This window comes from Enterobacter sp. E12, assembly GCF_014596715.2.
Lineage (GTDB): Bacteria > Pseudomonadota > Gammaproteobacteria > Enterobacterales > Enterobacteriaceae > Enterobacter > Enterobacter bugandensis.
This window is the reverse complement of record NZ_CP115601.1, coordinates 1,595,773-1,619,806: the sequence shown is the minus strand read 5'-3', so window position 1 is coordinate 1,619,806 and position 24,034 is coordinate 1,595,773. Positions and strand designations below refer to the sequence as shown.

Annotated in this window: 20 protein-coding genes; 12 read left to right on the top strand and 8 right to left on the bottom strand. The window is 57.1% G+C overall.

Going from position 1 to position 24,034, the window contains the following annotated elements:
- Positions 1-42 precede the first annotated feature (42 nt).
- On the bottom strand, positions 43-537 hold the full coding sequence (lrp, locus tag IB212_RS07655) for a leucine-responsive transcriptional regulator Lrp (RefSeq protein WP_000228469.1): 495 nt from the start codon (positions 535-537) through the stop codon (positions 43-45).
- Positions 538-1,081: 544 nt separating this feature from the next.
- Between lrp and trxB the strand changes: the two genes are divergently transcribed.
- The 5 genes from trxB to infA all read left to right on the top strand — a co-directional run bounded on the left by trxB (position 1,082) and on the right by infA (position 6,905).
- Positions 1,082-2,050 carry a thioredoxin-disulfide reductase gene (trxB, locus tag IB212_RS07650; RefSeq protein ID WP_041910633.1) on the top strand — a complete coding sequence of 323 codons (969 nt, stop codon included), beginning with the start codon at positions 1,082-1,084 and terminating at the stop codon, positions 2,048-2,050.
- Positions 2,051-2,164: 114 nt separating this feature from the next.
- A complete protein-coding gene (gene cydD / locus IB212_RS07645; protein ID WP_041910634.1) occupies positions 2,165-3,931 on the top strand; it encodes a heme ABC transporter permease/ATP-binding protein CydD in 1,767 nt (588 codons plus the stop codon).
- On the top strand, positions 3,931-5,652 hold the full coding sequence (gene cydC, locus IB212_RS07640; RefSeq protein WP_041910635.1) for a heme ABC transporter ATP-binding protein/permease CydC: 1,722 nt from the start codon (positions 3,931-3,933) through the stop codon (positions 5,650-5,652). The genes cydD and cydC overlap by 1 nt, the downstream gene beginning before the upstream one ends.
- 45 nt (positions 5,653-5,697) lie before the next feature.
- Entirely contained in the window at positions 5,698-6,402 is a 705-nt protein-coding gene (aat, locus tag IB212_RS07635) for a leucyl/phenylalanyl-tRNA--protein transferase (protein WP_041910636.1), read from the top strand.
- A 284-nt stretch (positions 6,403-6,686) separates the two neighbouring features.
- Entirely contained in the window at positions 6,687-6,905 is a 219-nt protein-coding gene (gene infA / locus IB212_RS07630; RefSeq protein WP_002211347.1) for a translation initiation factor IF-1, read from the top strand.
- A 70-nt stretch (positions 6,906-6,975) separates the two neighbouring features.
- Here infA and IB212_RS07625 read toward each other — a convergent pair whose 3' ends face one another.
- Complete coding sequence (locus IB212_RS07625; protein WP_041910637.1) at positions 6,976-7,425, bottom strand: hypothetical protein; 450 nt, start codon at positions 7,423-7,425, stop codon at positions 6,976-6,978.
- Between the two features lie 484 nt (positions 7,426-7,909).
- Between IB212_RS07625 and IB212_RS07620 the strand changes: the two genes are divergently transcribed.
- Positions 7,910-9,061 (top strand): IS481 family transposase, encoded by a 1,152-nt coding sequence (locus tag IB212_RS07620; RefSeq protein WP_409033784.1) that lies wholly within the window; start codon positions 7,910-7,912, stop codon positions 9,059-9,061.
- A gap of 543 nt (positions 9,062-9,604) precedes the next feature.
- Here IB212_RS07620 and clpA read toward each other — a convergent pair.
- Both clpA and clpS read right to left on the bottom strand, forming a co-directional pair.
- The gene (clpA, locus tag IB212_RS07615) at positions 9,605-11,884 is read right to left on the bottom strand and encodes an ATP-dependent Clp protease ATP-binding subunit ClpA (protein ID WP_041910639.1); all 2,280 of its coding nucleotides are present in this window, start codon (positions 11,882-11,884) and stop codon (positions 9,605-9,607) included.
- Positions 11,885-11,911: 27 nt separating this feature from the next.
- A complete protein-coding gene (gene clpS, locus IB212_RS07610; RefSeq protein ID WP_006174393.1) occupies positions 11,912-12,232 on the bottom strand; it encodes an ATP-dependent Clp protease adapter ClpS in 321 nt (106 codons plus the stop codon).
- Positions 12,233-12,499: 267 nt separating this feature from the next.
- Here clpS and cspD point away from each other — a divergent pair, with 267 nt between their 5' ends.
- Positions 12,500-12,721, top strand: a complete 222-nt coding sequence (cspD, locus tag IB212_RS07605) for a cold shock-like protein CspD (protein WP_006809408.1) — start codon at positions 12,500-12,502, stop codon at positions 12,719-12,721.
- A gap of 70 nt (positions 12,722-12,791) precedes the next feature.
- On the opposite strand, the gene macB is transcribed toward cspD, so the two are convergent.
- Positions 12,792-14,732 carry a macrolide ABC transporter ATP-binding protein/permease MacB gene (gene macB, locus IB212_RS07600; RefSeq protein WP_041910640.1) on the bottom strand — a complete coding sequence of 647 codons (1,941 nt, stop codon included), beginning with the start codon at positions 14,730-14,732 and terminating at the stop codon, positions 12,792-12,794.
- On the bottom strand, positions 14,729-15,844 hold the full coding sequence (macA, locus tag IB212_RS07595) for a macrolide transporter subunit MacA (RefSeq protein WP_041910641.1): 1,116 nt from the start codon (positions 15,842-15,844) through the stop codon (positions 14,729-14,731). The genes macB and macA overlap by 4 nt, the downstream gene beginning before the upstream one ends.
- Positions 15,845-16,003: 159 nt before the next feature.
- Between macA and IB212_RS07590 the strand changes: the two genes are divergently transcribed.
- Entirely contained in the window at positions 16,004-16,960 is a 957-nt protein-coding gene (locus tag IB212_RS07590) for a VirK/YbjX family protein (RefSeq protein WP_041910642.1), read from the top strand.
- On the opposite strand, the gene IB212_RS07585 is transcribed toward IB212_RS07590, so the two are convergent.
- Positions 16,957-18,615, bottom strand: coding sequence for an ATP-dependent endonuclease (locus IB212_RS07585; RefSeq protein ID WP_041910643.1), 1,659 nt, complete (start codon positions 18,613-18,615; stop codon positions 16,957-16,959). The two genes, IB212_RS07590 and IB212_RS07585, sit on opposite strands and share 4 nt — an antisense overlap.
- 291 nt (positions 18,616-18,906) lie before the next feature.
- Between IB212_RS07585 and aqpZ the strand changes: the two genes are divergently transcribed.
- The 4 genes from aqpZ to hcr all read left to right on the top strand — a co-directional run bounded on the left by aqpZ (position 18,907) and on the right by hcr (position 23,454).
- Positions 18,907-19,602, top strand: a complete 696-nt coding sequence (gene aqpZ, locus IB212_RS07580) for an aquaporin Z (RefSeq protein ID WP_041912036.1) — start codon at positions 18,907-18,909, stop codon at positions 19,600-19,602.
- A 176-nt stretch (positions 19,603-19,778) separates the two neighbouring features.
- Entirely contained in the window at positions 19,779-20,678 is a 900-nt protein-coding gene (locus tag IB212_RS07575; RefSeq protein WP_041910644.1) for a lysine exporter LysO family protein, read from the top strand.
- Positions 20,679-20,822: 144 nt separating this feature from the next.
- A complete protein-coding gene (gene hcp / locus IB212_RS07570) occupies positions 20,823-22,475 on the top strand; it encodes a hydroxylamine reductase (protein WP_041910645.1) in 1,653 nt (550 codons plus the stop codon).
- 10 nt (positions 22,476-22,485) lie between these two features.
- Positions 22,486-23,454, top strand: coding sequence for an NADH oxidoreductase (hcr, locus tag IB212_RS07565; protein ID WP_041910646.1), 969 nt, complete (start codon positions 22,486-22,488; stop codon positions 23,452-23,454).
- Between the two features lie 115 nt (positions 23,455-23,569).
- Here the strand turns inward: hcr and IB212_RS07560 are convergent, their stop codons facing one another.
- Positions 23,570-24,004 carry a DoxX family protein gene (locus tag IB212_RS07560; RefSeq protein ID WP_041910647.1) on the bottom strand — a complete coding sequence of 145 codons (435 nt, stop codon included), beginning with the start codon at positions 24,002-24,004 and terminating at the stop codon, positions 23,570-23,572.
- Positions 24,005-24,034 lie beyond the last annotated feature (30 nt).

Here is a 24,034-nt window from a genome sequence, read left to right as displayed (position 1 = left end):
AGGAGTGTAATCAAACTACGCTGATTTTGCACCTGTTCCGTGTTAGCGCGTCTTAATAACCAGACGATTGCTCTGTTTGACCTCTTCCATCACCACATAGGTACGGGTGTCGTTCACGCCTGGCAGACGCAGCAGGGTTTCCCCCAGCAGCTTACGGTAGGCGGACATATCAGGCACACGGGTTTTCAACAGGTAGTCGAAATCACCGGACACCAGATGACACTCTTGAATTTCTTCAAGTTTTTGTACAGCGGCGTTAAATTGCTCAAACACATCCGGCGCACCACGATTCAGAGTAATCTCAACAAATACCAGAAGTGAGGCATCCAGATAATGCGGGTTCAGCAGAGCCGTATAGCCCTGAATAAAACCCTGTCTTTCCAGTCGGCGCACACGCTCAAGGCACGGCGTCGGGGAAAGTCCCACACGTTTTGAAAGCTCGACGTTGGAAATACGCCCATCCTTTTGCAATTCATTAAGAATGTTACGATCGATACGGTCGAGATCTTTGCCAGGGCGCTTCTTGCTATCTACCATTATTATTGTCTCTCTGTATTCCTTCCCTACTCCTGCCTGGACCCTGTGCACATCACTGTTCAGAGCCTGTACCCGTTAGTCATCACATCGCCTGGTTATGTATTAGACGCGATGCGGATTCGGGTTCTGTTGGTAAGAAGACCGCTGCCCGAAGGCTGTCACCGACATCACGTATGGCGTCTGTCCACGCCATGCGTAGATTTCACTGACACGGTAAAAATGGCATTTACGTGCATGCCTATGCGGCATACGGTTAACGCGGTTTTTTTTCTTCCTTGAATGTTTTCGCAAATGCGCAGGGGATTGTCAAAGCAAAACATCGTTTTTTAGTACAAGATGCCGGATATTCATTACGGGGGGGTATTAATCCTCATTTTACTGCTTTATAAACGAGCGGTTTTCAGTAGAAAACGTGACGTAACGGCACTGTATTCATCGGGCGCAGCTATTACATATATCGAAAGCAAAATCCCAGTGCTCTTTTTTTACGGCAACAAATTCCCTACAATCCAGCCCATTGCCTGCCAACAACAATGGGGATCTCATGGGCACGACCAAACACAGTAAGTTGTTAATCCTTGGTTCTGGACCTGCGGGATATACCGCGGCGGTCTATGCTGCACGCGCAAACCTGCAGCCGGTTCTGATCACCGGCATGGAAAAAGGCGGTCAGTTGACCACCACCACGGAAGTGGAAAACTGGCCGGGCGACCCGAACGATCTGACCGGGCCGCTGCTGATGGAACGCATGCACGAGCATGCCGCCAAATTCGAAACCGAAATCCTGTTCGACCACATTAATAAAGTGGATTTGCAGAACCGTCCGTTCCGCCTGACGGGTGACAGCGGTGAATACACCTGCGATGCGCTAATCATTGCCACCGGCGCCTCTGCCCGTTATCTCGGCCTGCCGTCTGAAGAAGCGTTCAAAGGCCGCGGCGTCTCTGCCTGTGCGACCTGCGACGGTTTCTTCTACCGTAACCAGAAAGTCGCGGTTATCGGCGGCGGTAACACCGCGGTGGAAGAAGCGCTGTACCTGGCGAACATTGCCTCTGAGGTGCATCTGATCCACCGTCGTGACACCTTCCGCGCCGAGAAGATCCTTATTAAGCGCCTGATGGATAAAGTGGCGAGCGGCAACATCGTGCTGCACACCAACCGTACCCTGGAAGAAGTCACCGGCGATCAGATGGGCGTTGCGGGTCTGCGCATTCGTGATACCCAGAACACCGATAACGTCGAAACGCTGGAAGTGGCGGGCCTGTTTGTGGCAATCGGCCACAGCCCGAACACCGGGATCTTCGAAGGCCAGCTGGAGCTGGAAAACGGCTATATCAAAGTGCAGTCCGGCATTCACGGTAACGCGACCCAGACCAGCATCCCGGGCGTGTTCGCTGCCGGTGACGTGATGGACCATATTTATCGTCAGGCGATCACCTCTGCGGGCACCGGCTGTATGGCCGCGCTGGACGCTGAACGCTACCTCGATGGACTGGCTGAACAAGGTAAATAATCTTTACAAGTCAGTAACAAACGTAAATAAAGGCGGCCACAGGTCGCCTTTATTTTTGCTCGCGTGTAACATGCAGATGTCTAATTTCTTATAACGTCACCTGCAAAATACGCAATGGAAAAAACCCGTCAACAAGAGTTAACACGCTGGCTGAAACAGCAAAGCGTTATTTCCCGCCGCTGGCTTACGATCTCCCGTCTTCTGGGGTTCGTTAGCGGTCTGTTGATTGTTGCCCAGGCATGGCTGCTGGCCCGCATTCTTAATCACATGATCATGGAGAACATTCCCCGCGAAGCGCTCCTGCTGCCCTTTATTGTTCTGATCCTGGTTTTTGTCCTGCGCGCCTGGGTGGTGTGGCTGCGTGAACGTGTCGGCTTCCACGCCGGACAGCATATCCGCTACGAGATCCGTCGTCAGGTGCTCGACCGCCTGCAGGAAGCCGGGCCCGCGTGGATCCAGGGTAAACCGGCCGGAAGCTGGGCGACGCTGATCCTTGAGCAGATCGACGATATGCACGATTACTACGCGCGCTATCTTCCGCAGATGGCGCTGGCGGTTTTTGTGCCGCTGTTGATTGTTATTGCCATCTTCCCGGTTAACTGGGTGGCGGCGCTGATCCTGCTGGGGACCGCCCCGCTAATCCCGCTGTTTATGGCGATGGTCGGCATGGGGGCGGCTGATGCCAACCGCCGCAACTTCCTGGCGCTGGGCCGGCTGAGCGGACATTTCCTCGATCGTCTGCGCGGGATGGAAACCCTGCGTATTTTTGGTCGCGGTGAAGCGGAAACCGAGAACATTCGCCTGGCATCACAGGACTTCCGCCAGCGCACGATGGAAGTGTTACGCCTGGCGTTCCTCTCGTCCGGCGTGCTGGAATTCTTTACCTCGCTGTCGATTGCCCTCGTGGCGGTTTATTTCGGTTTCTCCTATCTCGGCGCGCTGGATTTCGGCCACTACGGCACGGCGGTGACCCTCTCTGCCGGTTTCCTCGCGCTCATCCTGGCTCCGGAGTTTTTCCAGCCGCTTCGCGACCTGGGGACCTTCTATCATGCCAAAGCGCAGGCCGTTGGCGCGGCCGACAGCCTGAAAACCTTCCTGGAGACGCCGCTGGCGCACCCGGAGCGCGGTGACGTGGCGCTGAACGCTAAAGAGCCGGTAACCATCGACGCGAGCGACTTCTGCATTCTCTCGCCGGAAGGAAAAGTGCTGGCTGGCCCGCTGGACTTTAGCCTGCCCGCCGGAAAACGCGTGGTGCTGGTCGGCACCAGCGGTTCAGGGAAGAGTTCTCTGCTGAATGCGTTATCCGGTTTTATGGCCTACACCGGTTCGCTGCGGATAAACAAAACTGAACTGCGTAACCTCGATCCCGACGCCTGGCGTAAGCAGCTCAGTTGGGTCGGACAAAACCCTCAGCTACCTGCTTCCACGCTGCGCGAAAACGTGCTCCTGGCACGCCCGGATGCTCGTGAAGATGAACTCCAGTCCGTTCTCGACCGCGCGTGGGTCAGTGAATTTCTGCCGCTGCTCCCGCAGGGTGTCGATACCGTGGTAGGCGATCAGTCTGCCGGGCTGTCTGTCGGCCAGGCACAGCGCGTGGCCGTCGCCCGTGCGCTGCTGAACCCGTGCCAGCTGATGCTGCTGGATGAGCCTGCTGCCAGCCTGGATTCACACAGCGAGCAGCGCGTCATGGCGGCCCTGAGCGCCGCTTCCCTGCAGCAAACCACCCTGATGGTTACCCATCAGCTGGAAGGCATTGCTGACTGGGATGAGATCTGGGTGATGGAAAACGGTCATATTGTTGAGCAAGGCGATTACGCCGCTCTTGTTGCCGCTCAGGGGCCGTTCGCCGCCCTGCTGGCGAACCGTCAGGAGGACATCTGATGCGTGATCTGCTGCCTTATCTTGCGCTCTATAAACGCCACAAGTGGATGCTGACGCTGGGGATCGTGCTGGCGATTGTCACGCTGCTTGCCAGCATCGGCCTGCTCACGCTTTCCGGCTGGTTCCTGTCGGCCTCCGCCGTAGCCGGGTTCGCCGGATTATACAGCTTCAACTATATGCTGCCGGCGGCAGGCGTGCGGGGTACCGCCATTACCCGTACTGCCGGACGCTATTTCGAGCGGCTGGTCAGCCACGACGCGACGTTCCGCGTCCTGCAGCACCTGCGCATTTACACCTTCAGCAAACTGCTTCCCCTCTCCCCTGCCGGGCTGGCGCGTTTTCGCCAGGGCGAATTACTGAACCGTGTCGTTGCGGATGTCGACACGCTGGACCACCTTTACCTGCGGGTGATCTCCCCGATAGTGGGCGCGTTTGTGGTGATTGTGGTAGTTACGCTGGGGCTGTCCGTTCTGGATGTTCCCGTTGCGCTGACGCTGGGTGGAATTATGCTGCTGACGCTCATTATTCTGCCGCCGCTGTTTTATCGCGCCGGGAAATCCACCGGGGAAAACCTGACGCGGCTGCGCGGGGATTACCGCCAGCAGCTGACCTCCTGGCTTCAGGGCCAGGCGGAGCTGACCATTTTTGGTGCCAGCAAGCGCTACCGTGCCCGAATGGAAAGTACGGAGCTGAACTGGCATGAAGCCCAGCGCCGCCAGTCGGAACTGACGGCCTTCTCGCAGGCGCTGATGGTGTTAATCGGCGGCGTGGCGGTGATCGCCATGCTGTGGCTGGCTTCCGGCGGCATTGGCGGTAATACCCAGCCAGGCCCTCTTATTGCCCTCTTTGTTTTCTGCGCGCTGGCCGCATTTGAGGCACTGGCCCCGGTGACGGGCGCTTTCCAGCATCTTGGACAGGTGATCGCCTCTGCCCTGCGCATCACTCAGATTGCCGAACAGCAGCCTGAAGTCACGTTCAGTGCCGGGCAAACCACCGTGCCTGAGCAGGTGGCGCTGACGCTTGATAACGTGACCTTCGCCTATGACAAACAGGCGCAGAACGCGCTGGAGGGTATCAACCTTTCCGTTAATGCAGGGCAGCGGATTGCGATTCTCGGCCGTACCGGCTGCGGTAAGTCGACGCTGCTGCAGCTGCTGACGCGCGCCTGGGATCCACAGCACGGTCAGATTCGTTTTAATAACACGTTGCTGACTGATTTCAGCGAGCAGGCCCTGCGCAAGACCGTGAGCGTTGTTCCACAGCGCGTGCATCTGTTTAGCGCCACCCTGCGCGATAACCTGCTGCTGGCCGCGCCAGAGGCTTCAGACGATGATCTTCGCGCCGTACTGGAGCAGGTCGGGCTGCAAAAGCTGCTTGAGGACGAAGGACTGAATAGCTGGCTGGGAGAAGGTGGTCGTCAGCTTTCCGGCGGAGAGCTGCGCCGTCTGGCCATTGCGCGCGCGCTGCTGCATGATGCACCTCTGATGCTGCTCGACGAACCTACAGAAGGGCTTGATGCGACAACCGAGAGTCAAATCCTTGATTTACTGGCAAACGTTATGGCAGGAAAAACCGTCCTGATGGTGACGCACCGCCTGCGCGGGCTGGCAAGTTTTGATCGGATAATTGTGATGGACAACGGACACATTATTGAGCAAGGTAGTCACGCAGAGCTGTTGGCGAAACAGGGTCGCTACTACCAGTTCAAACAGCGTCTGTAGACTATATTTGTAGCGTCCTCACTCGCGTACTGGAGTTTTGCTGTCATGCGCCTGGTCCAGCTTTCTCGTCATAACATCGCGTTTCCTTCGCCGGAGGGAGCGCTGCGTGAGCCCAACGGGCTGCTGGCCCTTGGCGGTGACCTTAGCCCTGCGCGGCTATTAATGGCCTACCAGCGCGGCATCTTCCCGTGGTTTTCTCCCGGCGACCCGATTTTATGGTGGTCTCCCGACCCGCGCGCCGTGCTGTGGCCAGCGCAGTTCCATCTGAGCCGCAGCATGAAGCGTTTCCATGCTAAATCCCCATATCGCGTCACGCTGAATCACGCCTTTGGGCAGGTGATCGAAGGCTGTGCCGAAGATCGCCATGAAGGGACGTGGATCACCCGCGATATCGTCAACGCCTACCACCAGCTCCATGAGCTTGGCTACGCCCACTCCATTGAGGTTTGGGAAAAGGGGGAACTGGTTGGCGGCATGTACGGTGTGGCGCAAGGGACGCTGTTTTGCGGCGAATCGATGTTCTCCCGTGCGGTTAACGCCTCGAAAACCGCGCTACTGGTCTTCTGCGAGGCCTTTGCCCAGCGCGGCGGACGCCTGATCGATTGTCAGGTGCTCAACGAGCACACGGCCTCTCTCGGTGCAGTTGACATCCCGCGACGACAGTATATCGAGCATCTGGACGCCTGCCGTCAGGAGAAGCTACCGCGCGACTTCTGGATCCCCAGAACGCTCTTTATGCCCAATGCTTAAATGTTTTCCGCATATTTTTTGTGAGGGTGTTATAATTATGCCGCAGAGTAGCTTCTGCCTGTTGCCCCGCCGCCGTTTGGGACCCTCGCTTCAGATAACGTCCTGACGTTTATCCTGTCGTCTCCCCTTTACGAATGCGCTTCCTGTTCGGTTGTACCGTGACGCTTGGGCAATGCGCCGAAACTGTTTTGCTGCGTTTTAATCGCGCAATTCTTTACTTAATTGATGAATTTCGGCATTATCTTGCCGGTTCAAAACTTGGTAGTGATACCCCAGAGGATTAGATGGCCAAAGAAGACAATATTGAAATGCAGGGTACCGTACTTGATACGTTGCCTAATACCATGTTTCGCGTAGAGCTGGAAAACGGTCACGTGGTAACTGCGCACATCTCCGGTAAAATGCGCAAAAACTACATCCGCATTTTGACGGGCGACAAAGTGACTGTTGAACTGACCCCGTACGACCTGAGCAAAGGCCGCATTGTCTTCCGTAGTCGCTAATTTTTTCGCCTGTAATGGCAGATGAATATATAAAAGGTCGGGTTAATCCCGGCCTTTTTTATTTATGGCGTTAGTGTTGTTGCATCGGAAGATGTATTGTCATCCATGGTTGTACAGGAGCGATTAAATCCCCCGCCATAGAATGAGCCATGTCATGGAGTAATCCCGTCAGGTGCGGCAGCATATCGCGGTCAAAATGCGACACCAGCAGCACATGATTCAACGCCCGGCAGTAATCACACTTTGTATCTGTATCTTCCAGCAGCCACTCCTTTTGTCGCGGTTGTTCCGCTTCTTTCTCAAATTCCACTATCTGAAAATCACGCATTGATTCTGTGAGGCCGGTTTTTACCTCTTCCAGCCAGGCTCCGAGACAGCGGCAAACGGGCTGCGTTTGCGGGAGTGATTTGCAGTCGAGGAGGATTTCGGTGAGCAGTTTGCAGCGCTCGGCCAGGGTGGGGAGATCGGGGTTGAGGGAGAGTTCGCTGTATAAATGGGCGAAATTGTTTTCTGTATTCATTGGGTAATTCCTTCACACACTTTGAATTTACCACCGCAGGAAACGCCAATTTGCTGGCGGCGGACGAAAAGGAATTGGCGTACCAGTGTGTGTGCTACTGGCGCTTCAAAAGAAGCTTCCGATTCGCCCGCCAGATGCAGAATTATACCCTTTTCCTTAGAGCGAACGAAGCCTGCAGCATTACTGCTGCTCACACACTTTCAGGACGCCAATCCTGGCACCTGATTTTGCAGGTGCGCCGCCATTTTATTACTGTGGATTTATCCAGCAACTAACTTCGAAAGAAACTGGAAAGCGCCTCGCAAAATTCCTCTGCGGCCTGTTGCCCTCACTCCAACCCTCTCCCTGTGGGCTGAGGGATCCCCACAAAATAATACCAGCACGGACGACCCCCTCTCCCTTGAGGGTGTACAGTCCGGGGACATAGTGAACACTTGTTCGGGGACATGGTAGACACTTACAACTAAGGCATAAGAACCCGTCTATGGAGTCGCTTATGCCCTGGGATGCGAGAGATACCATGTCATTACGTACCGAGTTTGTTTTGTTCGCCTCGCAGGACGGGGCGAACATCCGTTCCCTCTGCCGTCAGTTCGGCATTTCTCCTGCCACCGCCTACAAGTGGCTTCGCCGCTGGGCTCAGGAAGGTGCCGCCGGCCTTCAGGACCGCCCGCGCATACCGCACCATTCCCCGAACCGCTCATCTGACGACATCACCGCCCTGCTGCGCATGGCCCATGAGCGCCATGAACGCTGGGGCGCACGCAAGATTAAACGCTGGCTCGAAGACCAGGGGCACCGTATGCCCGCCTTCAGCACCGTCCATAGCCTGATGGCCCGTCACGGTCTGCTGCCGGGCGCATCACCGGGCGTTCCGGCTACGGGACGCTTCGAACATGACGCGCCGAACCGGCTCTGGCAGATGGATTTTAAGGGCCACTTTCCCTTTGGCGGTGGCCGCTGCCATCCGCTCACCCTGCTGGACGACCACTCCCGTTTTTCCCTGTGCCTGGCGCACTGTACCGATGAACGGCGCGAGACCGTGCAGCAGCTGGTCAGCGCGTTTGAACGCTACGGCCTGCCGGACAGGATGACGATGGACAACGGCTCACCGTGGGGAGACACCACCGGCACCTGGACAGTGCTGGAGCTGTGGCTGATGCGCCACGGTATCCGGGTGGGGCACTCCCGGCCTTATCATCCGCAGACGCAGGGCAAGCTGGAGCGTTTTCACCGCAGCCTGAAGGCGGAAGTGCTGCAGGGAAAATGGTTCGCGGACAGCGGAGAGCTGCAGCGCGCTTTCGATCACTGGCGCACGGTGTACAACCTTGAACGCCCGCACGAGGCGCTGGATATGGCGGTACCGGCCTCGCGTTATCAGCCGTCTGCCCGGCAGTACAGCGGCAGCGTAACGCCACCTGAATACGATGAAGGGGTGAAGGTCAGGAAAGTGGATGTCAGCGGAAAGCTGAGCATACAGGGTGTCAGTCTGAGCGCAGGCAAGGCGTTCAGGGGAGAACGGGTCGGGCTGAGGGAGACACAGGATGACGGCTGCTATGAAGTGTGGTGGTACAGCACGAAAGTGGGGGTGATCGACCTGAAGAAAAAGTCGATCACCATGGGTAAAGGATGTTAAAAAGTGTTCACCATGTCCCCGAACACCTGTCTACCATGTCCCCGGACTGTACAGAGGGAGAGGGCTGGGGTGAGGGGGAACATACGGCTGAAGTGGTCATTCCGTTCACTTTATGTTCCTTGCTACTCTGTAAGGACATGACCTGTGAACGTGCCAGGGCGGCTCAATCGCCGCCGCCCTGGCGACCCGGGCTCCCGGCGGTAAATCGCCGCTTCGCGGTGCCTTCGGCTTATTCCTTCCGGCTTGTCGGGGACGGGCGGAGGTAACGTCCCTGTAAAGCCCGCCCTCTCGGCGCATCCATGCGCCTCGCCCCGGCCTACAGGAAACGCCTCAGCGATTTACAGCCGGACCAGGACATCGCTGTAAGTTATTCATTTCTCTGAAGCAATGTTCATCGCTTCAGGAAAAAATTACTGGGGATTCCTCAGCCCACAGGGAGAGGGAGAAAACACTAAAAACGACAACACTGTTGTCGTTTTGCTTTTACCCTGGCAGGCATAAAAAAACCGGGCATTCGCCCGGTTTTTACGTTTAACGTTTAACTCAGTGAGCCGCTTCCGGCTTGTGCTTCGCCGCACTCTGGAAATCGTACGTCAGCTCGTTCTTCGCCTGATCCAGCGCCACGGTCACCTGGCCGCCGTCCACCAGCGAGCCAAACAGCAGCTCGTTCGCCAGCGGTTTCTTCAGGTTGTCCTGAATCACGCGCGCCATCGGACGGGCACCCATCGCACGGTCGTAACCTTTCTCGGCCAGCCAGTTGCGGGCCTCCTGGCTCACTTCCAGCGACACGCCTTTCTGATCCAACTGAACCTGCAGCTCGACGATGAACTTGTCCACCACCTGATGGATCACCTCGGTAGACAGGTGATCGAACCAGATAATGTTGTCCAGACGGTTACGGAACTCCGGTGTGAAGATCTTCTTGATCTCCTCCATCGCATCGGTGCTGTTGTCCTGGTGGATCAGGCCGATGGATTTGCGCTCGGTTTCACGCACCCCGGCGTTGGTGGTCATCACCAGCACCACGTTGCGGAAGTCCGCCTTGCGCCCGTTGTTGTCGGTCAGCGTCCCGTTATCCATCACCTGCAGCAGGATGTTGAACACGTCCGGGTGCGCTTTCTCGATTTCATCAAGCAGCAGAACCGCGTGCGGATGCTTGATCACCGCGTCGGTGAGCAGGCCGCCCTGGTCAAAGCCCACGTAGCCCGGAGGCGCACCAATCAAACGGCTGACGGTGTGACGCTCCATATATTCGGACATATCAAAGCGCAGCAACTCAATGCCCAGCGCTTTGGAGAGCTGAACCGTCACCTCGGTTTTCCCCACGCCGGTCGGGCCAGCGAACAGGAAGGAACCGACAGGCTTGTGGTCATGCCCCAGTCCGGCACGGGCCATCTTGATCGCTTCGGTTAAGGCCTCAATGGCTTTATCCTGACCAAAGACCAGCATTTTCAGGCGATTGCCGAGGGTGCGCAGAGTGTCGCGGTCGCTCTGAGAAACGCTCTTCTCAGGGATACGCGCGATGCGGGCCACCACGGACTCAATATCCGCCACGTTAACGGTTTTCTTACGCTTGCTGGCTGGCATCAGGCGCGCACGCGCCCCTGCTTCATCAATCACGTCAATCGCCTTATCCGGCAGATGACGGTCGTTGATGTATTTCACCGCCAGCTCCACCGCCGCACGTACCGCTTTCGCGGTGTAACGCACGTCGTGGTGCGCTTCGTACTTGGTTTTCAGGCCGTTGATGATCTGCACCGTTTCGTCAACAGACGGCTCGGTAACGTCGATTTTCTGGAAGCGACGCGCCAGCGCACGGTCTTTCTCAAAGATGTTGCTGAACTCCTGGTAGGTCGTGGAGCCCATCACGCGGATCTTGCCGCTGGAGAGCAGTGGTTTGATCAGGTTAGCCGCATCCACCTGGCCACCGGAGGCCGCACCCGCGCCGATAATGGTGTGGATCTCATCAATGAACAGGATGCTGTTGGTGTCCTGCTCCAGCTGTTTTAACAGCGCCTTGAAGCGTTTTTCAAAATCACCGCGGTATTTAGTGCCCGCCAGCAGCGAGCCAATATCCAGCGAGTAGATGGTGCAGTCGGCAATCACTTCCGGCACGTCGCCCTGCACAATGCGCCAGGCAAGACCTTCGGCAATCGCCGTTTTACCCACGCCTGACTCGCCCACCAGCAGCGGGTTGTTCTTGCGGCGACGGCACAGCACCTGAATCGCGCGCTCCAGCTCTTTATCGCGGCCAATCAGCGGGTCGATGCCGCCAACGCGAGCAAGCTGATTAAGGTTGGTGGTGAAGTTTTCCATACGATCCTCCCCGCCTGCTTGCTCTTCATTGTTATTGACCTGATTGCTGGGATCCGATGCCTGGTTAGGCTCGTCTTTGCGCGTTCCGTGAGAAATAAAGTTAACCACGTCGAGGCGGCTGACTTCGTGTTTGCGCAGCAGATAGGCAGCCTGTGACTCCTGCTCGCTGAAGATGGCGACTAAGACGTTTGCGCCAGTCACTTCGCTACGTCCGGAAGACTGGACGTGGAATACCGCTCGCTGCAGCACGCGCTGGAAGCTGAGCGTCGGCTGCGTGTCGCGCTCCTCTTCACTGGCTGGCAGCACCGGTGTGGTTTGTTCGATGAAGGCTTCGAGTTCCTGACGTAGCGCCACCAGATCCACGGAGCAGGCTTCCAGCGCTTCGCGGGCAGATGGGTTGCTAAGCAGTGCGAGCAGTAAATGCTCGACGGTCATAAACTCATGTCGGTGCTCACGCGCTCTGGCGAAAGCCATGTTTAAACTGAGTTCCAGTTCTTGATTGAGCATAGGCACCTCCCCCAATTTTATGCCTTATCAGGCCTTTTCCAGCGTACACAGCAACGGATGCTCGTTCTCCCTCGCATAGTCGTTCACCATCGCCACTTTGGTTTCCGCCACTTCGGCGGTAAAAATGCCGCAGATAGCTTTGCCACGATAATGAACGGTAAGCATCAGTTGCGTTGCACGTTCTACATCATAAGAAAAGAACTTTTGTAGCACGTCAATAACAAATTCCATCGGCGTGTAATCATCGTTCATTAACATAACTTTATACATAGATGGCGGTTTTAGCGCGTCGCGCACTTTATCTTCCGCCAGCTGGTCAAAATCCAGCCAGTCGTTGGTCTTACCCATTTTGCATAACCACTTTGAATCTACCTCAGATGTTAGATAACAATCATCTATTACTGTCATCCGCGATGTCTGTCACAAACTGTTGCAATAGCGTTAACTGCTTCAAACTTTGGTTGATTATTGTCCCAACTCCAGCGCCAAACGCTTGACGACGTCTTTCGTTTATCTAAATTGTACAAGCGTGAGATGGCGAGGTTTTGAACAGCCCCCACTCCACCACCGGTTCATTCCATCTTAATTTATAAGATTTACGAAGGATGTCGAAGCATGGAAATGGGTACTGTTAAGTGGTTCAACAACGCCAAGGGGTTTGGCTTCATCTGCCCCGAAGGCGGCGGCGAAGATATCTTCGCTCACTATTCCACCATTCAGATGGATGGTTACAGGACGCTCAAAGCCGGGCAGTCCGTCCGGTTCGATGTACACCAGGGACCAAAAGGCAATCATGCAAGCCTAATCGTACCCGTTGAAGCAGAAACGGTTGCATAGCTCTCTGTTTTATTGTGTACATCACGCAGTCAAAATGCCAGCCCGATCGGCTGGCATTTTTATTTTCGGGTTATTCCCGAGCCAGCGCGTCCACCGGATCCAGCCGCGCCGCGTTGCGCGCAGGCAGCCAGCCAAACAAAATCCCGGTAAAGGTGGAACACAAAAACGCGGTGAGTATCGCCATCGGCGAGAAGCCAATCTCCCAGCCGGGTAAAAAGAGCTGGAGCGCAAAGGCAATCATCATCGAGAGCGCAATGCCCATCGCGCCGCCCACCAGGCATACCAGCACCGCTTCAATTAAAAACTGCTGAAGCACGTCGCTGGCCCTGGCCCCAACCGCCATGCGGATGCCAATCTCCCGGGTGCGTTCAGTTACCGACACCAGCATGATATTCATCACCCCGATACCGCCAACAACCAGCGAGATCACCGCCACCAGCGTCAGGAACAGCTGAAGAGTACGTGTGGTCTTTTCCGCCGTTTTCAAGAGGCCGTCCATATTCCAGGTGAAGAAATCCTTCTTCCCGTGGCGCAACGTTAACAGCCGTTCCAGCTGCTGTTCCGCCAGCGCGCTGTCGTAGCCCTCCTTCACGCGCACGGTGATGGAGTTAAGCCACGACTGGCCCATAATCCGCCCGGAGATGGTGGTATACGGTAGCCAGACGCGCAGGATCTTGCTGCTGCCGAACATCGACTGCTTCTCTTCCGCCACGCCAATGACCGTGGCAGGCATGTTGCCGACGAGGATCACTTCGCCCACCACGTTCGCTTTATTGGGGAAAAGCTGCCTGCGCGAGTTGGCGTCCAGCACCACCACCTGCGCCCTCCCCGCCAGCTGCTCGGCGTTGAAGGTGGCGCCTTCGCTGAAGGTCATGCCGTAGACGTTGAAGTAGTCGCCGCTCACGCCGTTGGCGCTGGCCGCTACGTCGATGTTGCCGTAGCGCAGACGCAGGTTTTGCGAGACCGCAGGCGTGGCGGAATTCACCCACGGCTGCTTCTGAATCGCCGCCAGATCGTCATACTTCAGCGCCTGCTGATACTGCGGCTCGTCGTCGCCGAAGTCTTTGCCGGGATAAACGTCAATGGTGTTGGTCCCGATGGCGCGGATATCCGCCAGCACCAGCTGCTTGGCCGCGTCGCCCACCACCACAATCGACACCACCGAGGCAATACCGATAATGATGCCGAGCATGGTCAGCAGGGTGCGCATTTTGTTGGCCGCCATCGCCAGCCAGGCCATGGTCAGCGCTTCACGAAAGCCGCTGGAGAACTGCGCCCAGCCGGTAGACGCAGGCAGCGCTTCCTTCGGTGCCGCCGCGCGGGACTCACGCGGCGGCGGGTTGCTCACCAGCTCGCCGTCGTGGATCTCTATAATCCGTTCGGCCTGCGCCGCTACCTGCGGATCGTGGGTAACGATAATCACCGTGTGGCCCTGATCGCGCAGCTGGTGCAGGATCGCCATCACCTCTTCGCCGGAGTGGCTGTCGAGCGCCCCGGTCGGTTCATCCGCGAGGATCACCTGCCCGCCGTTCATCAGCGCGCGGGCAATACTCACGCGCTGCTGCTGGCCGCCGGACAGCTGCGACGGCTGGTACTCCACCCGCTCCGCCAGCCCCAGACGCGTTAACAGCGCCTTCGCGCGCTCGAGGCGTTTCTTCCGCTCAACGCCCGCATACACCGCGGGAACCTCCACGTTCTGCGCCGCGCTCAGGTGAGAGAGCAAGTGGTAACGCTGGAAGATAAAGCCAAAGTGTTCCCGGCGCAGCTTCGCCAGCGCGTCGCCGTCGAGCGTCGAGACGTCCGTCCCGGCCACGCGGTACGTACCGCTGGTGGGTTTATCCAGACAGCCGAGAATGTTCATCAGCGTCGATTTACCGGAACCCGACGCGCCTACAATCGCCACCATCTCGCCCGCCTCCACGCTCAGGGAGATGCCTTTCAGCACCTCCACCGGGCCGTCGCCGGACGGATAGCTGCGACGAATGTCCTTCAGCTCAAGCAGCGCGGTCATTTAGCGGCTCCGGGCAGGCTTTCGCTGACAACAACCTCCTCGCCCTCTTCCAGCCCTTTCTCCACCACCACGTCGGTGTCGTTGCGCGCGCCAATCACCACCTCGCGCTCGCGCGTTTCACCGTTGCGCAGCACTTTCACCTTGTAGCGATTGTCCCCGGCGGATTCACCCAGCGCGGAGAGCGGAACGGTCAGCACGTTCTTCACGCCGGTCAGCTGGATGTGCACCTGCGCGGTCATGTCCAGGCGCAGCACGCCCTTCGGGTTTGGCACTTCAAAACGCGCATAGTAGAAAATGGCGTCGTTAACCTTTTCCGGCGTCGGCAGAATGTCTTTCAGCACGCCCTCGTAGCGGGTCTGCGGATCGCCGAGTACGGTAAACCAGGCATTCTGCCCCGGCTTAAGATGGATCACGTCCGCCTCGGAGACCTGGGCCTTCACCAGCATGGTGCTCATGTCCGCCAGCGTCAGAATGTTTGGCGCCTGCTGGGCGGCAATCACCGTCTGGCCCTGCAGCGTGGTAATTTGCGTCACTTCCCCGGCCATCGGCGCGACGATCTTTGTGTAATCAAGATTGGTTTTCGCCGTATCCAGCGAGGCCTGATTACGCTTGATTTGCGCGTCGATCGTGCCAATCTGCGCCTGTTTCACCGCCAGTTCAGTCGCGGCGGTGTCTAAATCCTGTTTCGAGATAGCCTGGGTTTTCGCCAGCGCCTGCTGGCGGGTCAGCGTCACCTGCGCCAGGTTACGCTCTGCCTGCGCCTGCGCGCGCTGCGCGCGCAGCTCCATCAGCGTCGCTTCCACTTCGCGGATCTGGTTCTCAGCCTGCTCGGGATCGATAACGCCAAGCAGCTGGCCTTTTTTCACCTTGTCGCCAATCTCTACCGACAGCGTTTTCAGCTGGCCGCTGACCTGAGCGCCGACGTCAACTTTGCGCAGCGCATCAAGTTTGCCCGTCGCAAGGACATTTTGCTGCAGTTCACCCGGACGGACGATCAGCGTCTGGTACTGCGGCACAGGCGCGTTAAGCACCTGCCATAACCAGAATCCACCGGCTACAATCACCAGCGCCAGCAGCAGAAACAGCGTTCTGCGTTTTCCCTTGAGGTTCATAAATATTCCAAATAAATGTTCTGGCAATAATAAACGTTGATTCTATCTAAACGACTCCTTAACGAAACCCCTGTTCTCCGAAATCACCTTAATTTGTTTACAAGACGTTGATATTTCCCCTGCTGAAATAGCGGTATTCCAAAAGACTCAGGATTTATCATGTCTTCTATCGTCGATACACCTCTTGCAAACCTGACGCAGCCGACATCCGGCTGGCAGCTCTTCAAAAATCTGGCGTTCGGCAAGATCGCGCCCGGCCTTGCATGGCAGAACCCCGCCTATCGCCGTAAGTTCATGCTGCGTTCTCTGGCGACGCCCGTGAGCACGTCTCGCCTGTTAACAAACCTCGCTAAGCAGCCGCGTCTGATGCAGATGCTGCAGGTGCAGCCCGGTCTGCCGTGTCGGCTGCATCGTCCCTGGCTGACGGTGAAGATGGATCGCCAGCACGCGCTGGAATCCCTGAACTGGCACTATCAGGCCATGAGCCGCCAGCTCCCGGCCACGCTCCTGAAGGGCTATCTTTCGACGCAGGGGACTACGCTGCTGACCTTAACCGGGAAAGATGAACAGCAATTTACCGTCCGCCTGTGTGCCGATGCGTTTCTGGATAAAGAGGGAGAGGCCACCCTCACCTTCTGCGACGTTCAGAATACGGTGCTGGCGGAGCTAACCTTTACGCTCTGCCAGTTTGAAGGAAAATCTACGCTGTTCATCGGCGGTTTGCAGGGCGCGAAAGCGCATGTTCCCCATGAGCTGATCCAGAAAGCGACGAAGGCCTGCCACGGTCTGTTCCCGAAACGCCTGCTGGTTGAAGCCGCCATGACGTTCGGTGCCGCATTCCCGGTCGCGCAGATTGTTGCCGTCAGTAATGCCACCCATATTTATCGCAGCTGGCGCTACCGCAAGAAAAAAGAGGGAAAACTGCTGGCCGATTACGACGGCTTCTGGAGTTCCCTCGGTGGGGAAAAACAGGAGAGCGGCCACTTTATGCTGCCGCTTGCCATGCCGCGTAAACCCGTAGAAGAGATCGCGAGCAAAAAACGCGCCGAATACCGTCGCCGCTACGCGCTGCTGGATAGCCTGATTCAGCAGGTGAAACAGGCGACCGAACGTTAATCCGCCCTTCCGCGTGCCAGCCACAGCACGCGGGAGAACATTTTCCGCAGCAGGGTCGGAACCGCCTCTACGCCCCGCCTTCCCGCTTCCGTCGCCACTTCAATGGCTAAGTCCGGTTTCGACGAACGGTGAATAGCTTTGGCGATCACGCGGCGCATGTTCATCGGGACGTCGACCGGCACCATCGCAATGCGGTGGAATACGTCGTCAAAGCCCTGACGGTACATAAAATGCTCCATGTCCATCGCGGGCAGCATCGTTAAATGGTCCCGTTCTTCTTCCCGCTCGTTGTTCAGCAGGCTGCGCACGGTTGAGGCATATTTTTTCCCCGCTTCGTCGCCGTCCACCAGCACATGCCATTCAATTCCCATTCGGCGGGCAAATTTTATCAGCGGTTTTAATCCCGACTGGGCGAATTCAATCACCTTGATGCCTTCCGCATCAAAATGGTGGCCGCACTGGCGCGCCAGTTCGTTGATGACCCAGGTCTCCGTTTCCCCTTCCACCAGCAGCCAGCAGCGGGCGAAGAGCGACGAGGCGCGATTAAAGCGTATATGAAACGCGATTCGCCGCCCGTCTTCGGCGTTCATCCCGCCGGGCCCGAGGCGGTACGCGGATACGCGGGAGGACTCGCGCACCAGACGGCAAATGTGCTCCACCGGCGTCAGCGATAGCAGCTCACCGGAGTTGGTGGTGGTAATCCGCTGGAGCGGCAGCAGATTCAACAGGTGCCACGCCACGGAGAGCATGATGGGGTGCAGGCGCGTTTCCGGATCTTCCACCAGCAGCAGCGGGCGGGCATCCCGGTCAAGACGCACGGTGCCCTTCGCCTGCAGAAGCGTTGAAAACAGCCCCAGCAAAATCACCCGATGGGTACGCCCGCCGGGCCGGTCGATCATCCGGTTGATGATGTCGAGATAGCGCCAGCTGCGCTGTTCATCATGAGAACGGCGGCGCATCAAACGATGGCGCGACTCCGAGGTGCCCTGCTCGGAAAAATAGTGCTCCAGCAGTTGCACCATCGCCGACAGCCCCTGACGAATTTGACCATCGGTGAGGTTTTGCGGACGCGACACTAGCTCTCGCGCCAGGAAATCCAGCTCGCGGGCGGTGACTTCCACCTCCGGCATATTCGGTACGGTGCCGTTACGAATACGGCGCATAAAGCGCGCATCGCGCAGGCGTAACACCGGCGTCAGGCGGATAAGGTGACGCGCCAGATCGTCGATATTCTCCAGCGGAATCGGGTTGGCTTTCTCATCGAGGAATTCACGCAGGGTCAGTACCCCCTCGTTTTCCGCCATTTCACCTTCCAGCCGATAGAAAATCCGGTGGAAACCGTCGTCGCAGGGCACCCAGCAGGGCGACAGCGGGCGGAAGCGACGCACGCGGTGACGGCCGGGTTCAGATTCACGGAACGTCAGGATGATATGCAGGTGCTTCTCGCGGCCCGCGATATCGCCGGGCGGGAACCAGAAATCATCGTGGACGAAGTGATACAGCTTGTCTTCGGGTGAAAGCAGCAGCGTCAGCGCATCCAGCAGGCTGGACTTACCCCACGCGTTCTCGCCGATCAGGACGTTGTTCTGCTCCAGCTGCAGCGACAGGCGGTTAATACCGCGAAACCCGACAATTTCCACACGTTCGAGAAGCATAAATCCCCCGCGAAATGATCACTTTTTCCTTTAAGTTATCAGCAGTATAGCGGCAGGAACCCTGGCACGACAGCAGAACATTCACCCTTGCGGGATTTGAACTATGCTCTATTTACCGCTGATTTGAACAAGGATTAACATCACATTGCCTTAAATCAAATTAACCGAATTTATTTAAGTGGCGAAGGGATGTTGTTGGTTTTTAAAATACGGGCTCTTTGAGTCGTCATCCCTTTATGGCGATATATCCCGCGCGCGGGAAAACGCGTGGAAAATTATTTTGAGGTGGTTATGTTTAGAAAATTGGCAGCAGAATGCTTTGGTACATTCTGGCTGGTATTTGGTGGCTGCGGTAGCGCCGTTCTGGCAGCAGCATTCCCGGAATTAGGTATTGGTTTTGTCGGCGTCGCGCTGGCATTTGGCTTAACCGTATTAACCATGGCTTTCGCCGTGGGGCATATTTCCGGCGGTCATTTTAACCCGGCGGTGACATTAGGCTTATGGGCGGGCGGGCGTTTCCCGGCGAAAGAGGTTATTGGCTACATCGTGGCGCAGGTGGTTGGCGGTATTATTGCGGCGGGCGTGCTGTACGTCATTGCCAGCGGTAAAGCAGGCTTTGACGCGGCGGCCAGCGGCTTCGCCTCTAACGGCTTTGGCGAACACTCTCCGGGCGGTTATTCCATGCTTTCTGCCATTGTAATTGAAATTGTACTGACCGCAGGCTTCCTGCTGGTGATCCACGGTGCAACCGACAAACACGCGCCTGCAGGCTTCGCGCCTATCGCCATTGGTCTGGCGCTGACGCTGATCCACCTGATCTCCATTCCGGTGACCAACACCTCCGTTAACCCGGCGCGCAGCACCGCCGTCGCCATTTTCCAGGGCGGCTGGGCGCTTGAGCAGCTGTGGCTGTTCTGGGTGATGCCGATCGTCGGCGGTATTCTGGGCGGCGTGCTGTACCGCTCTCTGCTGGAAAAACGCGATTAATTAATTGCGGCCTGTAATGTCGGGTGGCGCTAACGCTTACCCGACCTACGTGAGTGTGCACTTTGTCGGCCGGGTAAGGCGTAGCCGCCGCCCGGCTTTCTTTGCCGCTTTACTGAGCAGCCTTTATTGGGTAGTGTCTCTGGCGCTTAACAGAAACTCAAAAGGACCGGCTGTTCATGTTTTCAGGACTCCTCATTATTCTGCTGCCCCTGATTGTGGGCTATCTTATTCCGCTGCGTCATGAATCGGCCTTAAAGCTTATTAACCGTTTTCTCAGCTGGATTGTTTACGTCATTCTGTTCTTTATGGGGATCAGCCTGGCCTTCCTGGATAATCTGGCGACAAATTTACTTTCCATCCTGCATTATTCTGCGGTCACCGTGGTGGTTATTTTGCTGTGCAATATTGCCGCCCTGCTGTGGCTGGAACGCACTATTCCGTGGAAAAATAATCACCACCAGGAAAAGCTTCCCTCCCGAATTGCAATGGCGCTGGAATCATTAAAGCTCTGCGGCGTCGTGGTGCTTGGATTTCTTCTGGGCCTTGCCGGATGGACATTTTTGCAGCACGCGACGGACGCCAGCGAATATACCCTGATCTTCCTGCTGTTCCTGATTGGTATTCAGCTGCGAAATAACGGCATGACGCTGAAACAGATTGTCCTGAACCGTCGGGGAATGATCGTTGCCGTTATGGTTGTCGTCAGCTCAATGGTCGCGGGCGTGATTAATGCCTTTATTCTCGATCTGCCGCTAAAAACCGGCCTGGCGATGGCCTCCGGGTTTGGCTGGTACTCCCTCTCCGGTATTCTGCTGACCGAATCCTTCGGCCCGGTGATCGGCAGCGCCGCCTTCTTTAACGATCTGGCGCGAGAGCTGATTGCCATCATGCTGATCCCGGGTCTGGTTCGCCGCAGCCGCTCGACGGCACTGGGCCTGTGCGGCGCCACGTCGATGGACTTTACCCTGCCGGTCCTCCAGCGTTCGGGCGGGCTGGAGATGGTGCCCGCAGCCATCGTTCACGGCTTTATTTTGAGCCTGCTGGTTCCCGTCCTGATGGCGTTTTTCTCTGCCTGATACCTCTGTGGCGGTAGGGCTCCTGCCGCCAAAATTGCGCTAAATCAATCTCCCTCTATTTTGTCGCAGAAAGCTCTTTTCACCGTTCTGGCACAGGCATACCCTTAAACATGTATATTAAATATAACTTTTACAGGTGTGATTATGTTTTGTGTGCAATGTGAACAAACCATCCGTACCCCGGCAGGCAACGGCTGCTCTTACGCGCAGGGTATGTGCGGTAAAACCGCAGAAACATCAGACCTGCAGGATCTGCTGATAGCCGCCCTGCATGGTCTTTCCGCCTGGGCCTTCAAAGCCCGTGAATACGGCATCGTCGACCATTACGTCGACAGCTTCGCGCCGCGCGCGTTTTTCTCCACCCTGACTAACGTCAACTTCGATTCTCCGCGCATCGTCGGCTATGCCCGCGAAGCGATTGCCCTGCGCGAAGCTTTGAAAGCGCAGTGCCTGAATGCCGATACCAGTGCCCGCGTGGACAACCCAATGGCGGAGCTTCAGCTGGTGAGCGACGACCTGGGCGAGCTACAGCGCCAGGCCGCAGAATTTACCCCTAATAAGGACAAAGCGGCGATTGGCGAGAACATCCTCGGCCTGCGTCTGCTGTGCCTGTACGGCCTGAAAGGTGCAGCGGCCTATATGGAACACGCGCACGTTCTCGGGAAGTCAGATAACGACATTTACGCCCAGTACCACAAAATTATGGCGTGGCTCGGCACCTGGCCTTCCGACATGAATGCCCTGCTCGAGTGCGCAATGGAAATCGGCCAGATGAACTTCAGGGTCATGAGCATTCTGGATGCCGGTGAAACCAGCACCTACGGTCATCCGACCCCGACGCAGGTCAACGTCAAAGCGACCGAAGGCAAATGCATCCTGATCTCCGGGCACGACCTGAAAGATCTCTACAACCTGCTGAAGCAGACCGAAGGCACCGGCGTTAACGTCTATACCCACGGCGAAATGCTGCCCGCCCACGGCTACCCGGAACTGCGCAAGTTCAAGCATCTGGTGGGTAACTACGGCAGCGGCTGGCAGAATCAGCAGGTAGAGTTCGCCCGCTTCCCTGGCCCTATCGTGATGACCTCCAACTGCATCATCGACCCTACCGTGGGCGCGTATGACGACCGCATCTGGACCCGCAGCATCGTCGGCTGGCCGGGCGTGAGCCACCTTGAAGGCGACGATTTCGGTCCGGTTATCGAGCAAGCGCAGCAGATGGCGGGCTTCCCGTACAGCGAAATCGAACATCTGATCACCGTCGGCTTCGGTCGCGAAACGCTGCTGGGTGCGGCAGATTCTCTGATTGACCTCGTCAGCCGTGAAAAGCTGCGCCACATCTTCCTCGTTGGGGGATGCGACGGCGCGCGCGGCGAGCGTAACTACTTCACCGATTTCGCCACCAGCGTGCCGGATGATTGCCTGATCCTGACCCTGGCGTGCGGTAAATACCGTTTCAACAAGCTGGACTTCGGCAACATCGAAGGCCTGCCGCGCCTGATTGATGCAGGCCAGTGCAACGATGCTTACTCGGCCATCATTCTGGCGGTCACGCTGGCAGAAAAACTCGGCTGCGGCGTCAACGACCTGCCCCTGTCCCTGGTGCTCTCCTGGTTTGAGCAGAAAGCGATTGTCATCCTGCTCACCCTGCTCTCTCTCGGCGTGACCAACATCGTAACCGGCCCGACGGCGCCAGGCTTCCTGACGCCGGACCTGCTGGCGGTGCTGAACGAGAAATTCGGTCTGCGTTCCGTGACCAACGTTGAAGATGATATGAAGCAACTGCTGAGCGCGTAAGGAGCGATTCATGACCATGCCAACCTCACAATGTCCGTGGCGGATGCAGGTTCATCACATCCATCAGGAGACGCCGGATGTGTGGACGCTGTCGCTGCTCTGCCACGACTACTATCCGTACCGTGCGGGCCAGTATGCGCTGGTCAGCGTTCGCAACTCGGCGGACACGCTTCGCGCCTATACGATCTCCTCCACGCCGGGCGTGAGCGAGTACATTACGCTCACTATCCGCCGCATTGATGACGGTGCAGGCTCTCAGTGGCTGACCCGTGACGTGAAGCGCGGAGATTACATCTGGCTGTCTGACGCGCAGGGGGATTTCACCTGTGACGACAAGGCAGACGATAAATTCCTGCTGCTGGCGGCGGGCTGTGGCGTAACGCCGATCATGTCGATGCGCCGCTGGCTGGCGAAGAACCGCCCGCAGGCCGACGTGCAGACAATCTTCAGCGTGCGCTCTCCGGAAGATGTGATTTTTGCCGAGGAGTGGCGTAACTATCCGGTGACGCTGGTGGCGGAACACAACGCGACCCACGGTTTTGTGCCCGGTCGCCTGAGCCGCGAGCTGCTGCAAAGCGTGCCGGACATTGCGAACCGTACCGTGATGACCTGCGGCCCGGCGCCGTACATGGATATCGTGGAGAAAGAAGTTAGAGCGCTTGGCGTGACCCGCTTCTTCAAAGAGCAGTTCTTCACGCCGGTGGCGGAAGCGGCAACCAGCGGGATTCAGTTCACCAAACTGCAGCCCGCACAGACCTTCTTTGGCCGCGTGGGCACCACGCTGCTGGAAGCGCTGGAAAGCAACAAGGTGCCGGTAGTCGCGGCCTGCCGTGCGGGCGTGTGCGGCTGCTGTAAGACGAAGGTGGTTTCCGGGGAGTACAGCGTCACCAGTACCATGACGCTGACCGACGCGGAAATTGCCGAGGGCTATGTGCTGGCATGTTCCTGTCATCCGCAGGGGGATCTGGTGCTGGCGTAATCCGCTGCGGTGCCCCCTTCTTTGCCGGGTGGCACTGCGTTTACCCAGCCTACTTTGTACAGGTTTGCTCTTCACAGGCCCGGTAAGCGCTAGCGCCACCGGGCTTTTGTTATCCTCACCGCCACGCTGGAGCTTTCCCTACCGCAAACCGCCCTGCCCCTAAAAACGCGACTGCCAGCGAGCCAATAAAGAAGTACACCAGGCTTTCAATCGCCCATGCCCCAACCTTATCGAGAGCGAACGTTTCACTCGTTCCCACCATCAGCCATGCCACGATCATCGTAAACGCCAGCACCAGCGCGGCCGGGCGCGTAAAGAGCCCGACAATAATCAGGATCGGTGCCACCACTTCGCCAATCAACACGCCGTAGGCAATAAATCCCGGCAGCCCTTTCTCTACCAGCATGCCGCTGATAAATCCCACGCCACCAAACAGCTTATGCAAACCGTGAAAAAGCATCAGCCCACCGACGGCAAGTCGTAACAAGAGTTTGCCGAGATCGTCGTACGATAGCTTTTCATTAACAGCAATTAACAATGATTTAACCATTTGAAATTATTCCTGTTTTCACTGAGACAT